The sequence below is a fragment of the Pararobbsia alpina genome (assembly GCF_902859895.1).
Taxonomy (GTDB): Bacteria; Pseudomonadota; Gammaproteobacteria; order Burkholderiales; family Burkholderiaceae; genus Pararobbsia; species Pararobbsia alpina.
On the sequence record NZ_CADIKM010000024.1, the window covers coordinates 44,483 to 60,625 of the forward strand.

The 16,143-nt window shown below is 62.6% G+C and carries 11 protein-coding genes and 1 pseudogene; 7 read left to right on the forward strand and 5 right to left on the reverse strand.

Annotation, left to right across the window (positions count from 1 at the left end; genetic code table 11):
- Positions 1-47: 47 nt before the first annotated feature.
- A complete protein-coding gene (gene mscL / locus HV670_RS20305) occupies positions 48-494 on the reverse strand; it encodes a large conductance mechanosensitive channel protein MscL (RefSeq protein ID WP_175106667.1) in 447 nt (148 codons plus the stop codon).
- Positions 495-708: 214 nt separating this feature from the next.
- Between mscL and HV670_RS20310 the strand changes: the two are divergent.
- From HV670_RS20310 to HV670_RS20320, 3 genes and pseudogenes are all read left to right on the forward strand, one after another.
- A pseudogene (locus HV670_RS20310) lies at positions 709-1,626 on the forward strand (LysR family transcriptional regulator); the annotation flags it as partial.
- Between the two features lie 291 nt (positions 1,627-1,917).
- Entirely contained in the window at positions 1,918-4,083 is a 2,166-nt protein-coding gene (gene glgX, locus HV670_RS20315) for a glycogen debranching protein GlgX (protein ID WP_175106669.1), read from the forward strand.
- A 373-nt stretch (positions 4,084-4,456) separates the two neighbouring features.
- Positions 4,457-5,818 carry an MATE family efflux transporter gene (locus HV670_RS20320; RefSeq protein ID WP_175106670.1) on the forward strand — a complete coding sequence of 454 codons (1,362 nt, stop codon included), beginning with the start codon at positions 4,457-4,459 and terminating at the stop codon, positions 5,816-5,818.
- 58 nt (positions 5,819-5,876) lie between these two features.
- On the opposite strand, the gene HV670_RS20325 is transcribed toward HV670_RS20320, so the two are convergent.
- On the reverse strand, positions 5,877-7,097 hold the full coding sequence (locus HV670_RS20325) for a tetratricopeptide repeat protein (protein ID WP_175106671.1): 1,221 nt from the start codon (positions 7,095-7,097) through the stop codon (positions 5,877-5,879).
- Positions 7,098-7,178: 81 nt separating this feature from the next.
- Positions 7,179-7,862 (reverse strand): PspA/IM30 family protein, encoded by a 684-nt coding sequence (locus HV670_RS20330; RefSeq protein ID WP_175106672.1) that lies wholly within the window; start codon positions 7,860-7,862, stop codon positions 7,179-7,181.
- Between the two features lie 384 nt (positions 7,863-8,246).
- On the opposite strand from HV670_RS20330, the gene HV670_RS20335 reads away from it, so the two are divergent.
- Positions 8,247-10,814 (forward strand): penicillin-binding protein 1A, encoded by a 2,568-nt coding sequence (locus tag HV670_RS20335; RefSeq protein ID WP_175106673.1) that lies wholly within the window; start codon positions 8,247-8,249, stop codon positions 10,812-10,814.
- A gap of 105 nt (positions 10,815-10,919) precedes the next feature.
- Here the strand turns inward: HV670_RS20335 and HV670_RS20340 are convergent, their stop codons facing one another.
- Complete coding sequence (locus HV670_RS20340; RefSeq protein WP_246257753.1) at positions 10,920-11,444, reverse strand: plasmid fertility inhibition factor family protein; 525 nt, start codon at positions 11,442-11,444, stop codon at positions 10,920-10,922.
- Between the two features lie 466 nt (positions 11,445-11,910).
- Here HV670_RS20340 and HV670_RS20345 point away from each other — a divergent pair, with 466 nt between their 5' ends.
- From HV670_RS20345 to HV670_RS20355, 3 genes are all read left to right on the forward strand, one after another.
- The gene (locus HV670_RS20345) at positions 11,911-12,324 is read left to right on the forward strand and encodes a hypothetical protein (protein WP_175106674.1); all 414 of its coding nucleotides are present in this window, start codon (positions 11,911-11,913) and stop codon (positions 12,322-12,324) included.
- 708 nt (positions 12,325-13,032) lie between these two features.
- A complete protein-coding gene (locus tag HV670_RS20350; protein WP_175106675.1) occupies positions 13,033-13,476 on the forward strand; it encodes a carbonic anhydrase in 444 nt (147 codons plus the stop codon).
- A 51-nt stretch (positions 13,477-13,527) separates the two neighbouring features.
- On the forward strand, positions 13,528-15,057 hold the full coding sequence (locus tag HV670_RS20355) for a SulP family inorganic anion transporter (RefSeq protein ID WP_175106676.1): 1,530 nt from the start codon (positions 13,528-13,530) through the stop codon (positions 15,055-15,057).
- A 106-nt stretch (positions 15,058-15,163) separates the two neighbouring features.
- Here the strand turns inward: HV670_RS20355 and HV670_RS20360 are convergent, their stop codons facing one another.
- The gene (locus HV670_RS20360) at positions 15,164-16,135 is read right to left on the reverse strand and encodes a magnesium and cobalt transport protein CorA (RefSeq protein ID WP_175106699.1); all 972 of its coding nucleotides are present in this window, start codon (positions 16,133-16,135) and stop codon (positions 15,164-15,166) included.
- Positions 16,136-16,143 lie beyond the last annotated feature (8 nt).

Genomic DNA, 16,143 nt, shown 5'->3' on the forward strand with positions numbered 1-16,143 from the left:
GCCTCAGAAAGCGGCAGCTATGCGCTGCTTGCGCAGGGCCTGGCCGTTCAGGGCCGGCTCTTCAGCTCGTCGCAGATTTCACGCAGCAGCAGCACGTCTTCGGGCGGCGCCGGAGGCGGTGCATCCGGATGCTGTGCTTCGAACTCGCGCAGCTTGTTGATGAACTTCACCATCAGGAAAATGATGAACGCCAGGATGATGAAGTTGATCACCACGGTCACGAAGCTGCCATAGCCGAGCGCGGCCACGCCGGCAGTCTGCAGGTCCTTGTAGGAATCCGGATTGCCTTTGAACGAGGGCGGAATCTCACCGAGTCGCACGAACTTGTTCGAAAAATCGAGGCCGCCCGCGACCACTCCGACCACCGGCATGATCAAGTCCTTGACGATCGAATTGACAATGCCCGAGAACGCCCCACCGATGATTACCCCGACGGCGAGATCCATCACATTGCCTTTCATCGCGAAACTCTTGAACTCCTGGACCATGCTCATTCGATATCTCCTGGTTCGGTTCGGTGGACGGGAACGTTGGGTGAGTGCCGGAAAGCAAGATTCGGTCACAGTCCCTTATTAGCACGCGGGATGTCGCCCCTCAAGCCTCTGTCGCATCAGACATGTAATCCCGGCGCAAAGAAGGGGTTCACTGTAGTTTGTTACGCGATTTGGAAAAATATGAGATAGTCGGCGCTACTGAGGGGAAACCAGGATGGATACTCTGCAAAATATGCGCGTGTTCATGCGCGTCGTGGAGACAGGCAGTTTTACAGCCGCCGCGCAACAGATGGCGACGACCACCGCGCATGTCTCGCGCTCGATCTCCGACCTCGAGACGCACCTGCGCACGCGGCTGCTCAACCGCACTACCCGGCGGCTTGCGATGACCGAAGCCGGCGAACGTTACCTGCATCGCTGCGAGCAGATCGTTGCCTACGTCGACGAGGCGGAAGCCGAGGCGCGCCATGCGCAGGCCCGGCCTGCGGGGACGCTGCGGCTGCACGCGATGTCGAGCCTGGCGCAGCACTACTTGATGTCGGCGATCGCGCGCTATCACGAGAAATATCCCGAAGTCTTTGTCGACCTGACGCTGTCTCAGCGCATGCCTGACCTGCTCGAGGAAGGGCTCGATGTCTCCATGATCGTTTCGTCCCAATTGCCCGACTCGGGGCTGATCTCACAAAAGCTCGGCGAATCGAGGACGATCGTCTGCGCGTCGCCACGCTATCTCGCCCGGCGCGGCACACCGTCGACGCTCGCCGACCTGGCCGCTCACGACTGCGTCCAGTTGCAAACCGCCTCGGTGTTTGCGAGCGATCGCTGGACCTTCGCCGGCGCCGACGGCGAACAGACCATCACCGTACGCGGCCCCTTGCGGGTCAACGGCGCCGAGTCGCTGCGCAGTGCGCTCGAGGCGGGCATGGGCATCGGCATCCTGCCTGCATTCTCGGCGCTTGAAAGCATGCGCAACTGCTCGCTCGTGCGCATTCTTCCCGAGTACACATTGCCGGCGCTATCGGTCTACGCGCTGTATCCGTCGCGGCAGTATCTCGATGCGAAAATTCGCGCATGGGTCGAACTGCTTCGCGTCCAGGTCACCGAGGCGATGGCCGCCGACGACACCGAGCTCTGCGCTTTGCCGTGTGCGCGAGCCGGTGCGGCCGCGACGGCCGTTGCCGCTTTCGAGGCCGCACAAGCGCAAGCCGCCGCCGCGAGCGCCGGGGCTGCCCATGCGCACGGTGTGCCGGAGACGATCCAGGGGGCGAAGGGACAGAGAGCCGGTTCGCATGTGAACGTCGGCAGCGCGACACTCGACACCTAGCGGTCGGAGCCCGGGTACCGATGGGTGTGAGCCGGGCAGGCACGCAAGCTGCTGAGTTGACTGGTTTTGCAGTCTTCCCTCTCCGGCCAAGGACCCGACATGCCGCTGTCAAATCTCGCTGAAGGATCTCCGTTTCCACTGGGCGCCACCTGGGACGGCAAGGGTGTCAATTTCGCACTGTTTTCAGCGAATGCAACGAAAGTCGAACTCTGCCTGTTCGACAAGCACGGCCGCACCGAAACCGATCGCATCGAGTTGCCCGAATATACCGACGAAGTCTGGCACGTCTATATCCGGGATCTCGCGCCCGGCACCGTCTACGGCTATCGCGTGCATGGCCCCTATGAGCCTGCCGCGGGCCATCGTTTCAATCCCAACAAGCTGCTGCTCGATCCGTATGCGAAGGCCCATGTCGGTGCGTTGAAATGGCGCCCCGAAGTGTTCGGCTACACGCTCGGCAACAAGGCCGGCAATCTCTCGTTCGACAAGCGCGATAGCGCGCGCTCGGTGCCCAAATGCAAGGTCGTCGACACCTCGTTCGCCTGGGACAATCCGACACGCGTGCGTGTCCCCTGGGACCGAACGATCTTCTATGAAACCCATGTGCGCGGGTTCACGAAGCGACACCCCACTGTGCCCGAGAAATTGCGGGGCACCTTCGGCGGCCTCGCACACAAGCCCGTGATCGACTACATCAGAAGCCTGGGTGTGACGAGCGTCGAGCTGATGCCGATTCACGCCTTTGTCAACGACAGCCATCTGCTCGACAAGGGCCTGACGAACTACTGGGGCTACAACACCATCGGCTTCTTCGCGGCCGACCCACGCTACTACTCGGACGGCAGCGTCGGCGAATTCAAGAAGATGGTCGATCGCTTCCATGACGCAGGGCTCGAGGTGATTCTCGACGTGGTCTATAACCATACGGCCGAAGGCAACGAGAACGGCCCGACCCTCTCGTTCAAGGGCATCGACAATGCGTCGTACTATCGCCTGATACCCGAGGACGCCCGCTACTACGTCAACGACGCGGGCACCGGCAATACGCTGAATCTTTCCCATCCGCGCGTGCTGCAGATGGTCACCGACAGCCTGCGCTACTGGGTGACCGAGATGAACGTCGACGGCTTCCGCTTCGACCTCGCGACCATCCTGGGCCGCGAGCCGTATGGTTTCGACGAAGGCGGCGGCTTTTTGGACAGTTGCCGGCAGGACCCGATTCTCTCGAGCGTGAAGCTGATCGCGGAGCCCTGGGACTGTGGTCCCGGCGGTTATCAGGTCGGCGGATTCCCGCCGGGCTGGGCCGAATGGAACGACCGCTACCGCGATACGGTACGCGCTTTCTGGAAGGGCGACGAGGGCATCAGTGCGGAACTCGCCACGCGGCTCACCGCTTCGGGCGACAAGTTCAACCGGCGCGGGCGCCGTCCGTGGGCGAGCGTCAACTTCATCTGTGCGCATGACGGTTTCACACTGAACGACCTCGTCACGTACAACGACAAACACAACGAGGCGAACGGTGAGGAAAACCGCGACGGCCATTCCGACAACAAGTCGTGGAACTGCGGCGCGGAAGGGCCGACTGACGACCCCGAAGTGCGCACCTTGCGTGAACGGCAGAAACGCAATCTGCTCTCGACGCTGCTGTTCTCGGCGGGTACGCCGATGCTGCTCGCGGGCGACGAATTCGGCCGGACCCAGCAGGGTAACAACAACGCCTATTGCCAGGACAACGAGATCAGCTGGGTTGACTGGAACGGGATCGACGACGACGGCCGCGCGCTGACCGATTTCGTGCGCAAGCTCACGACCTTGAGGCATACGCTGCCGGTACTGAGCCGCAACCGTTTCCTGACTGGCGAATACAACGAAAAACTCGAAGTCACGGATGTCAGATGGATCGATCCGGTCGGCGCGGCGCTGAGCGACGAGCAGTGGGCCGATCCCATGATGCGATGCTTCGGCATGGTGCTCGACGGCCGGGCGCAAGCCTCGGGCATCGTCAAGCCGGCCTCCGACGCGACGCTCCTGCTGGTTTTCAATGCGCACCATGACGTGGTCGACTTCCAGTTGCCCGACGTGCCCGGCAGCGATCAGTGGACCTGCCTGATCGACACCAATGCATCGATCCGCGATGAGCTGCCCGAGTTCGACGCGGGCAATGTCTACCAGGTAACCGGGCGCTCGGTGTTGCTGTTCGCGCTCCACGCGCGCGGCGAGACCGGCCGCATCTTCCGCCGGCTCGAGGGCGCGCTCACGGAGTGAGGTCCCGCGCAAGGTCGGCCGCCGCGCGCCGCTTCGGGCGACCGCAGCGGCTGTCCGGACCCGGTTAGACGGTTTATTGACGCTTGTTCGAAGTGAGCACGCTTGCCAATCTGCGTCGCACTCGCAGCGGCTGCCGCAAGCGTACTAGTTTGCGACGACCACATTTAACGTGGTTTTAACGTGTCATGAATTCAGCATCGAAAATCGCCGCCTTTTTACTGTCGTCTTAATGCCGATTGATCAGTATCGCCGCTTCCATTTTACAAAACCTTTGCATTAGAATTTCGTAAGCCGGCAGGGTCGGGCTCCGCACGCGCGACCGCCGCATGCGCACAGCCCCGACTAAGACGCGGCCTCCACGGGGTGGAACGAAGTGAACAAGCTTAAGTTTTGGCCAGTGGCCTGGCCGATCGGTATGGAAATGGTGTTGATATTCGCCGTTGCGTTTATCGACATGTTCTTTCTAAGCCGAATATCGGATTCGGCCGCTGGTGCGTTCGGCGCATTAAATCCATTGCTGCTGATGCTGGTACTGGTGCTCAAGCTGATAGCCCAGGGCGGCGGCGTGGTCGCCGCGCGATTCGTCGGCGCGGGCGATCGCAAGCGTGCGCAAGACGCCTATATGTTCATCCTCACGACGAATATCGGGCTGGGCTGTATCGCGGCCGCGACCATCTATCTGCTGCAGGACCACATCGGCATCTGGCTCGGCTTGACGGGCGAGACGGCCGAATATGCGCGCGAATATCTGAGCCTGTACTGGATCGTCCTGTTCGCCATGGGGTTCCGCGTCGCCTATGCGGCGATCGGGGCGTCGGTAGGGAAGACGTACTGGAGCATGATGGGTTTTGCGCTGGGCAATGTGTTCGGCGTCACCCTCAATTGCTCGTTTGCCTATGGCTGGTTCGGTGCGCCGCAGCTCGGCGTACGCGGCGTGCTGCTCGCCGCATCGATCAACTTTCTCGTCAACGTCCTGTTCCTCGGCTACTGCGTGCACAGCAAGATGCACGTGCGGCTCGCGCTCAGCGCGAGCACGCGCCGGCGTTTTCGCGAGATGGTGCGGCCCGTACTGACCACCGCGATCCCGATGACGCTCGAGCCGGTGCTGTTCAACGCCTTTCAGCTCGCGCTGACGACGATGATCGTCCGGATGGGCACGGAGGCACTCGCGGCGCGCACGTATTCGCTGCAGATCTCGACCTGCATCATTTTCTGGACGCTGTCGATCGGGCAGGCGACCCAGATCCTGACGGCCAATCGCATTGGTGCACGCGCGTTCGACCAGGCGCACGAGCGCGTGATGGCCAGCCTTCGTTATGGCGTGATCGGCGTGCTGGTCTGCACGTCGCTTGTCTATCTGAATGCCCGGAGCCTGTTTGGATTCTTTACGCAGGATTCGCAGGTGATTCATCTCGGCGTTCAGCTTGCCGCGATCGGATTCATTCTGGAAGTCGGGCGCACCGCGAACGTGATCTGTTCGTCCTCGCTCGGCGCGGCGGGTGACGCCAAGTTTCCGATGGCCATGGGGATGATCTTCAACTGGCTGGTCGGGCTGCCGCTGTGCTGGCTTCTCGGTGTCCATCTCGGCTATGGCTTGCCGGGGCTGTGGATCGGCATGACCATCGAGGAATGTATGCGCGGCTGTTGCAATTTCTGGCGCTGGAGGCAGCGCGGATGGATCGGGCTGCACCCCGCGCAGGCCTCGAACGGCGGCGCGCCGGCGTCAGCGGGTTAGGGCGCGCCGACCGGCTAACCAGCCGATCGGCGAATCTGCCGACCGGCAAGGTAGCGAGTCAACTATTCGACCAGCCGTCGTCGCCACCGCCGGCGTCGATGCTACCGCCGCTATCCCAGTCGTTGCCGCCCTGGCCCGCATCGAAACCCGGATCGGGGACGTAGTCGCCCCCACCCCCGCGACGTCGAAGGTCGTCATCGTCGACGATGACATCACGCTCGACGACCCGCTCGCCTCCTCCTCCGAAACCCCCGCTGAGCACGCTGCCGAGCAGCACGCCCGTCAGCAGGCCGGAACCCGTGTTCGGCTGCTGCTGGACGATGACGGTCGGCTGAGGCTGCCCGGCCGGCCCGTATGGGTATTGCGGCGTGGCGAAACGATCGGCTTCCTGGGCGTAAGGTGAAGAATTGCCGCCCCCCACGGTGGCCGCGTTCGGATCGGGCCGTCCATCGGCGCGCGCGCGCAGGCTCGCGAAACGCCGTTCGAGATCCTCGACGCGATAGTCGGGTACCGGATTGCCGCCGTTCAACGCGCCGACGGTCTCGCGCGCATCGGTTTCAAGGTTCTCCGCCTCGCCCGCAAGCTGTTCATGCCCCGCAAGGGTCGACAGGCGCAAGTCGAGCTTGAGCGTACGCACGTTGTTGAGAACTTCGGTGGCACGGCGCATCTGTGTGAGTCGCAGTTCCTTGGCCTCGCCGTCGCCCTTGTTGCGCGCGCGGCGCAGGGTCCAGACGAGCACGCAGGCGACACCCGCGATCACGATGATGAAAATGATCCAGATCTTGGAAGAGGGCTCGCGCACGGCCGGCGCGGTCTGGGGCATCAGGGCCTCGGCGCCGCGCGAGAGCGAACTGCCCGAGCGCAGGCCGTTCGCGTCATTGCCGGCTGCGAGGCCGCCGCCATCGCGGCTCATGCCATTGCCCAGGCTTGTGCTGCTTGCGCGCACGGCGGCGTCGGCATCGGCCTGTACGTGCCGCTCGACGGCGCGAAAGCGTGTGGCATCGGTGAACTTCAGCGAAGGATCGAGGCTGCGCGCCTGCTCGATCTGTGCAAGGCCGTCCGCGGCCTTGCCATTGTGATCGAGCACCTGGCCATACATGTAGTGCGCTCGCGCGCTACCCGGGTGTGCCTGGACGACTTCGGCAAGCATCGATTCCGCCTGCCTGTAGTTGCCCGCGCCTATGGCGGCCTCGACATCCTTGACGTTCGGGGCGGCAATGGCGATCTGCGCGAATACGCTCGCGCAGACCATGAATACAACAGCGATGAATCTCTTCATGATGGAAACCATCTTTCAAAACTACGCGGCAGGCTTGCGGCTAGTACACCGGCAAGCCTGCCGTTGAGAGGAAATCCCGTCTCAGGGATTGGGTGGCGTGTTGAGTTCCTTCTTCAACGCCGCCAGACGATCGTCGACGGACGGGCCGCGGGTCAGCGCGGCCAACTGGTCGTCGAGTGCCTTGCCGTTGTTCTGGTCGGCCGAGTTCAGGCGCGCGTCGGAGCGTGCATTCGACAGGTTGACCTTTTCCTCGAGCTTGTTGAAGTCTTCGGAGAGGTTTTGCCCGCCGATGCCGCCAAGCGCTGTCGCCGCCGTATCCTTGGCCTTCGCGATTTCCTGCTTGGCCGACAGGATGCTCGAGCGTGACTGGAGATCGTTGCGGCGCCCGCGCATCTCGCCCATCTGGTTCCTGAGCTGGTCGAGCGAGGGTTCGAGCTTCGCGAGCTCGGCATCGAGCGCATCGCGCTCGTTTTCGGCGGCGGCTTGGGCTGACAGGGCTTCGCGTGCGAGCGCCTCGTTGCCGGCCTGCAGCGCGCGCTTGGCGCCGTCGCCGTACTTCGCCGCCTTTTCGGCGGCGAGGTCGCGCTTGCTGCGCTGCGTGCTGACCTGCGCCTCGATCTCGATCAACGAGTTTTCCGCGGTGCCGATACTGCCGTCGAGCTCACGGACGATCTGGCGCGCATCGCGTGAAGGATCCTGTACCGATTCGGCTGCGTCATTGAGCAGGCCCTTCAGCGTGCGCGAGATGGTGTTCAGAAGCGACATGATGTCTCCATCGTTAAACAAAAGGCGTGAGGTGATCTTACACCAGCACGATGGCGGTACTCCGCGACGGGTCGTCACGGGGCTTTCAGCTGGTGAGCGGAGGAACCCGCAGCTGCGCCATCGCCCAAAATGTGTCCGAGTATAGGCACCCAAGACTTAAAGCAGAATGAAAAAGGGGCTGCCGGCAGGCCGGCGCACATCACGGGGGAGGCGTGGGCCGCGAACCAGGGAAAGCTGTTCGTAAGCGAGACGGCCCGACTCGGGCCGAATCACGAACGCTTTCGATTACACTTGCGCTTTTGCCCGCGTTCTCTTGCCTGCGCGATTCGTGTCGGCAGCGCGGGCGGCGCGCCGCTCTGCGCTGAGAACCAGACCGACTAGCCCATGGCCAACAAGCCCCGTCCGCCTTCGAGAGGCGACCGTTTTCGCGAGCCCGAATTCCGCAACCTGGGAGACGCACGACATGTGCCGGATCCCGAGCCCGATGACGACGAGGGCGACGACAACGACCGGCATGGCCGTGCGCCGCGCAGCCGCCGTCCGCTCGCGCTGAGCATCCTGATGTGGTTCAGCGGACTGATCGGCGCTTGCGCGGTGATCGGTGCGCTGCTGATCGGCTACATGCTCGTCGTGATGGAGCCGAACCTGCCTTCGCTCAATGCGCTGACCGACTACCAGCCGAAGGTGCCGCTGCGCGTCTATACGGCCGACCATATCCTGATCGGCGAGTTCGGCGAAGAGCGTCGCAGCCTCGTGCGTTTCAATGATATTCCCGATGTCATGAAGAAGGCCGTGCTCGCGATCGAGGACTACCGCTTCTATGAGCATGGCGGCGTCGATTTCATCGGCATCCTGCGCGCCGGTGTCGAAGACCTGATGCACGGCGGCGCCGCACAGGGCGCGAGCACGATTACGATGCAGGTCGCGCGCAACTTCTTCCTCTCGAGCGAGAAGACCTACACGCGCAAGGTCTATGAGATGCTGCTCGCCTACAAGATCGAGTCCGCCCTCAGCAAGGATCAAATCCTCGAGCTGTACATGAACCAGATCTATCTGGGTCAGCGTGCCTATGGTTTTGCAGCGGCTTCGCGCGTCTACTTCGGCAAGGATCTCAAGGACATCACCGTCGCCCAGGCCGCGATGCTTGCCGGGCTGCCGAAAGCACCATCGGCCTACAACCCGATCGTCAATCCGAAACGCGCGAGGATTCGCCAGCAATACATCCTCAAGCGAATGCTCGATTTGCGCTATATCACGCAGGCGCAGTACGACGAGGCCGTTCACGAGCCGATCCATACTCGCACGGCCGGTACCGAATACAGCGTGCATGCCGAGTACATCGCCGAGATGGTGCGGCAGATCATGTATGCGCAATATCGCGAAGATGCCTACACGCGCGGGCTCACCGTCACGACGACGATCGACTCGGGCGACCAGGAGGCGGCCTATGATGCAGTGCGCAAGGGCATCATGGACTATGAGCGGCGCCACGGCTATCGCGGCCCCGAGGCGTTCATCGAACTGCCTCCCGTGACGGATGGCGATACGAGCGACCGCGACCAGGCAATCGACGAAGCGCTCAACTCCCATCCGGACAACGGCGAGTTACAGTCGGCGGTCGTGACGGCGCTCAACCCGAAATCGATCGAGGCGGAAACGTCCGACGGCAACGTCGTCACGCTGCAGGGCGACGGACTCAAGTTCGCGGCCAACGCCATGTCCGCGAGGGCGCCTGCCGCGATCAAGATGCGCCCGGGCGCGGTGATCCGGGTCGTCCAGGATGAGAAGGGCAACTGGTCCGTGACTCAATTGCCCCAGGTCGAAGGCGCCCTGGTCTCGCTGACGCCGCAGGACGGTGCGATTCGCGCGCTGATCGGCGGTTTCGACTTCAACAAGAACAAGTTCAACCACGTCACGCAGGCCTGGCGCCAGCCCGGTTCGAGTTTCAAGCCGTTCATCTATTCGTCGGCGCTCGAGAAGGGTATCGGCCCGGCCACGATCGTCAACGATGCGCCGCTGCACTTCGCGGCGGCCGGACCGGGGCAGGACGCCTGGGATCCGAAGGACGACGACCAGCCCGACGGCCCGATGTCCGTGCGCGTCGCGCTCGAAAAGTCGAAGAACCTCGTATCGATCCGCTTGCTCGGTTTCGTCGGGACGAAGTACGCGCAGGACTATGTGACGCGCAACTTCGGCTTCGATGCCGACAAGACGCCGCCCTATCTGCCGATGGCACTGGGCGCCGGCCTTGTCACGCCATTGCAGTCCGCCAGCGCCTTTGCCGTCTTCGCGAACGGCGGCTATCGCGTGAATCCCTATCTGATCACGACGGTCAGCGACACGCGCGGCAATGTCCTTTCGAAGGCACAGCCGGTCGTGGCGGGGCAGAATGCGCCTCGCACGATCTCGGCCGCCAACGACTACATCATGACGAGCCTGCTCAGGTCGGTCGCCCAGTCTGGTACCGGCGCCGGCACCAACGTGCTGCACCGGACCGATATCGCGGGCAAGACCGGCACGACCAACGACGCGCGTGACGGCTGGTTCGCCGGTTATCAGCGCTCGCTCGTCGCGGTGGCCTGGATGGGGTATGACCAGCCGAAGAGCCTCGGCTCACGTGAGTTCGGTGCACAGCTAGCGCTGCCGATCTGGGTGCAGTACATGGGCCGGGCATTGCGCGGCGTGCCGCAGTATTCGGAGAGTCCACCGGATGGCGTGTCGACGCTCAACGACGAGCTATACCTTTCGAAATTCACGCCGGGCAACGGCTTCGTGACCGGCCTCGGCCTCGACGGGGCGAATCCGTTCGCCGCGAGCGGTCCCAATGCGGCCAGCGAACCCCCGCCGGGCGCCGTGCCGGGTCCCAATCCCGAGGCACCGCCGCCTGCGCCTCCGCCCGCCGTGACGGCGAGCGAGACGAATCAGATTCTCGATCTGTTCAAGCACCGGTAACAGTACCCGTCGTCGCGAGCGGTCGTGTTTTGCCTTTGGGGTCTACCCTTGGCAAAGGGGGAGGCCGCAAGGGATACGAGCGTTCATGATCCTCACACGACCGGGTCAGGACCGCGCCACACCCACCCAGCCGCAATACTTGCGCAGTGCTTCCGCCTCGGTCTCATGGACTTCGACGGGGAAGCACTCCGCGCCTGCATACGCCATGTAGCGTGCGCGATGCTGACCGTTGCGAAACGACACCACGCCGTCGTGCGACAAGCCGAGCAAGCCGACGAAACCGGGTGTGCGCCGCGTGCTGAACAGCACATAGGGCATCTCGGGCATGCGCGCCTGGCCGGGCTCGAGGAATTCGCGCAAGCCCTTGACCTTTCCCGGCGGCCAATACGGGACGGCGGGCAGCACATAGTCGGTCGGGTCGCGGTCCGCGCAGGCGAGCAGGGCCTTCGCGTCGACCAGCACGACGACGTGCCGGCTACCCGGTAAGGTAAAGACACGCTTGAGCCGCACGAATGAGAAGGCCGCATGGTCGGTCAATGCGACGGTCCAGATGTCGCTCTCGTCTGGTGCCGAAGGCGGCTCGCTCGAGAGCGCAGGAGTGGGGACGGCAAAGGGTGCTGGGAAGTCCATCGTATCAAGGGATGGCGATCGCGTGGGTCGGAGGGTTCAGCAAGCGTGCGAATTCTGCAGGAGCAAGGCCTTGCGCAAGCCCAAGGATCCCGCAGCCATTGAGCCGCGGCAATTATGCGTCGCGGCGCTTTGCGAAGCGAGCGGGTTCCCGTGAACCTTAAATGACATTTTGAGACGGGCAGGCAAGCGTGGCGAGCCCCGATCCATCCGGTTCGATCCGGTTGCGGATCGTGCCTCGGGCGCGCTCCGCGGCTTGCCCGCAAGACGCAGTTCGGGCACGCTTCAGCTGTCCCGGCACGATCTCTGCCCAAATGCTTCACGTCCAATCATTTTGCCGCCCGATTCACTGGTGTTTGGGGCCGCACAGGCAGTACCTTTAGCAGGTGTGCTGCCGGCTCCGCGGGGCAAGGGCAGGGCGCGTCGATCCCGAAGGCACTTTCGCCCTTCGTCACCAAGAGGATTTGCCATGTATCGCAGCGCGTCGCAACGCTCATCTGCCACGGTCACCGCAGCCTTGCGCCATGTCGCCGGTCCGACGTTGGTCGCGCTCGCCTGTATCAGCACGGCGCATGCCCAGAACCTTGGCTTCATGCACGACTCGCCCATCAGCTTCATGAAGCAGAAGGACATGGCGTCCCTGAAAGCGTCGTTGAGTACGGCGCTCGACCAGGCCACCGATGGCCAGACCAGCGAGTGGAGCAACCAGGGCCTTGGCAATGCGGTACCGATCACGGCCACGATCACGCCCAAGGATCACCTCGAAAACAAGGGGATGAGTTGCCGGCACGTCGCCATTCAGCTCTCGGCACGCAATCAGCAGCAGGTCTGGCAACCCCTGTTTTGCAAGACGTCAGAAGGCTGGAAGCTCCAGAAGCGCTGAAGCTCGGAGCTGATCGCATAGGCGATCAGGCACGTACTAGCCTCCATTGCGAAAAGTCCGAAAATCCTTGCGATGCGCAGGCACGACGAATGCTCACTCTGCAGGTATAGCGTGAGCGTCCCCGCCTCGCGTCATTCCCGGAGGAGTTCGTCATGCCTTATATCCTTGGCTGGTTCCTTGGCGTACCGGTGATCGCACTGATCATCCTTTATCTTATTTTCCATTGAACGCCGCGCCGCATCGCCAAGATGCCGCGGCAGCCCATCAAACAAAGGCAATCTCCCAGCAGGATGATTGCCTTTGTTTCATTCCCCCTCGCATCTCGCCGTTCTGCCGCGTTTGCCTCAGCGGCGGCCTGACTTGCGCCAGAGACGAGTATGACCTGCTCTGACGAATATTCCTGACATTCAACGATGCGTCAAAATGTCGCACTCCTATGCGGTAGTTGCATTTCTGAAGGTAATCTAACCCCCTTCTACGAAATTACTTAGGCTTCCATTGGAAAGCCTTTATTTGAGATGGATTGTTCTTACCTCATTGACTCCCTGGAGTAACGCTTGAAGTCATCGATTCACTCGCCGACCCGCCTGCTCGTGGAGAACCGCGCATGGTCCAATGCGGTTCTGAAACGAGATCCGTTACATTTCCAGCGAAAATGCCGAGGCGCAAAAGCCCGCGTTTCTCTGGGTCGGTTGCTCCGACAGCCGCGTGCCCGCCGAGACGATCACCAATGCGGCGCCCGGCGACCTGTTCGTCCTGCGCAATATTGCGAACCTGCTCGGCACGGGATCGAACACGTCGAGCGCGCTTGAATACGCGCTATGCATCTTGCAGGTCAAGCACGTCGTGATCTGCGGCCACCACAATTGCGGCGGGGTGCGAGCCTCCTTGTTGCCCCCCAATGCAAACGCGCCTCACGTCAACGAGCGCATCGCGCCGCTGCGCTGTCTTGCCGAGAAGCACCGCGACGAACTCGAGGCCTGCGAGTCGCTCGATCAGAAAGTCAGCCGTCTTGCCGAGCTCAATGTCCACGCTCAGCTTGCCGTGCTGCGTGAGTCGGACGCGCTCAAGTGCGCGCCACGCCGGCCCAGCCTGCACGGCTGGATCTACGGCATGAATGACGGCCTGCTGCACGAGCTTGCCGCCGAATAGACCGGGCACGCATGCCGGTTCGAATCTCCTAATGCACCCCGAAATCCACGCATGAAAAAAACTCCCACCCTGGCGTTCGGCGCCTCGATACGCAATGATGTATTCGCGGGCATTGTCGTTTTCCTCGTCGCTCTACCCCTGTGCCTCGGCATCTCGAGCGCATCGGGTGTCGATCCGCTGGCAGGCCTGCTGGCCGGCGTGGTCGGCGGCACGGTCGTCGCCCTGCTCAGCGGTTCGCGGCTCAGCGTCAGCGGGCCCGCTGCCGGCTTGGTCGTGATCGTGGTCGAAGCCACTGAACTCAGCGGCGGCTTCTCGGCGTTCCTGACCGCGGTGATGCTCGCAGGCGCCCTGCAACTGGTGTTCGGCTTGTTACGCGTCGGCAAGCTGGCTGCGTATATTCCGAGTTCGGTCGTCAACGGGATGCTGGCCGCGATTGGACTACTGCTGATCATGCAGCAGGCACCCGTGGCGCTCGGTATCCCGGCGTCTTCGATCGGCCTGTCCGACAGCCTCGATGCAGGGCAGGGGTCGAGGATCGGACCGCCGGTCGTCGCGCTGGTTTCGCTCGCCTTGCTGTTCGGCTGGGGCAGCAAAACCTTCCAGCGCTATCGGCTCGTGCGCGCCCTGCCCGCGCCTCTGGTCGTCGTGGCCTGGGGGATCGCCTATTCGCTCACGACCTCGATGTGGTTTCCGGCACTTTCGATTGCCCCTGCCGCGCACATCGCCTTGCCCGCACTCGACTCGTTCGACAGTTTCAGCAGAGCCCTGACGTTCCCCGCGTGGTCGGCCATCCGCGATCCCGAGGTCTGGGAACTCGGCGTGACCATCTCCATTATCGCGAGCCTTGAAACGCTGCTGAGTCTCGCCGCGGTGACTCGTCTCGACCCGCGCCGCGAAACCGCGCCGCCGAATCGCGAACTGGGCGCGCAGGGTGTCGGCAATCTGCTTGCAGGGTTGATCGGCGCACTACCGATCACGGCAGTCATTGTGCGCAGTTCGGCCAATGTGCACGCGGGTGCGGCGACGCGGCTCTCCGCGATCATCCATGGGGTTTTGCTACTGCTGAGCCTGTTCCTGCTCGTCGACGTGCTGAACTTCGTGCCACTCGCCTGCCTCGCGGCAATCCTGCTTCATACCGGCTACAAACTCGCTTCGCCGCGCCTGTTTACGAATGCGTGGCGCACCGGCTATGCACACTGGGTGCCATTCGGTATAACGATCGCCGGCGTACTCGCGACGGATCTGCTGATCGGTATCGGCATGGGCGTTGCTGCGAGCGTGGTCATCGTGCTTCAACTCCACCGCCGTGCCGCCATGTCGTTGACCGTGCATGACGGCCACTATCTGCTGCGCTTTCACAAGGATCTGTCGTTCCTGATCAAGGTCAGGCTGAGCCGCTATCTTGCGCAGATCCCTTCGGGTAGCGTGCTGATCATCGACGGCCGCGAGGCACAGTACATCGATCCGGATATCCAGCGCATTCTCGCCGAATACATCGAGGAAGCGGCGACGCGCCGCATCGTGGTCGAACTGCGGCATGTCGAGCTTGGCGCGGGGGCTTCGATGGCCGCGGCGCATTGAGCAAGCTTGAGTCGTTGAGCAACTGGGCGGCGGCGTGGTTGCCACCCAGCCGCGTTTTTTGCCTGCGATCCTTGGCCCACCCCGACGACGGCCGGGAGGGCGGGGCCTACACCCAGCCCGATTTGCGAAGGCGCCGGAACAGATATCCGCAGATGCCGATCGTCACGGCCACGGCGACCGGGTAGCCGTACTTGAACTCGAGTTCCGGCATCCACTTGAAATTCATCCCGTAGAGACTGAAAACCAGTGTCGGCACGGCGAGAATGGCACCCCAGCCGGCCAGCCGCTTGACCGTATCGTTCTGTGCGAAGGTCACCAGCGCGAGATTGATCTGGATCGCCGTGGTGATCATTTCCCGCACCGAATCGAGAATCGTGATCGTCTTCAAGGCATGGTCGGCGATGTCCCGGAAATAGGGCCGCAGTTCCTTCGGAATCAGGTCGTCGTGCAGGCGCACGAGTTGATGGCAGATCTCGTCGACCGGGGTAGCCGCGGCACGCAGGCGCAGCATCTGGGCTTTCATCTGGTACAAACGGTTGATCATGTCGCGATCGTACTGATCGGTGAACAGCGTTTCCTCGATGACCTCGAAGCGAGCCTGAATGCCTTCGGCCACTTCGTACAAACCGTCCGTGATGAAGTCCATGATCGAGTAGGCGACGAAGGCCGGCCCTTTGGTCATCATCGTAGGCACGGATTCACAGCGCGCGCGGACCTGCTGATACGACGATGAAGCACCGTGGCGAATCGAAACGATGAAGTTCTTGCCCAGGAAGATGTGCGTCTCACCAAACGAGGTCACTTCGTCGCTGTACTGAGCGGTGTTCATCACGATGAACAAGGTCTCGCCATAGGTTTCGAGCTTGGGCCGCTGATGTGCCATCAATGCGTCTTCGATCGCGAGGTCGTGCAGCGAGAATTCGACCTGGATCTGCTTGAGCAATTCGAGCGTGGGTTCGAGCACGCCGAGCCACACAAAAGTATCGGCTTCCTTGAGGACTTCGCTGATGTCGTCGAGTGGGATATCGCCGACTTTCTTGCCATTCCGATAGGCTGCGGAATTGATGATCATGGAGATGGCCTGTT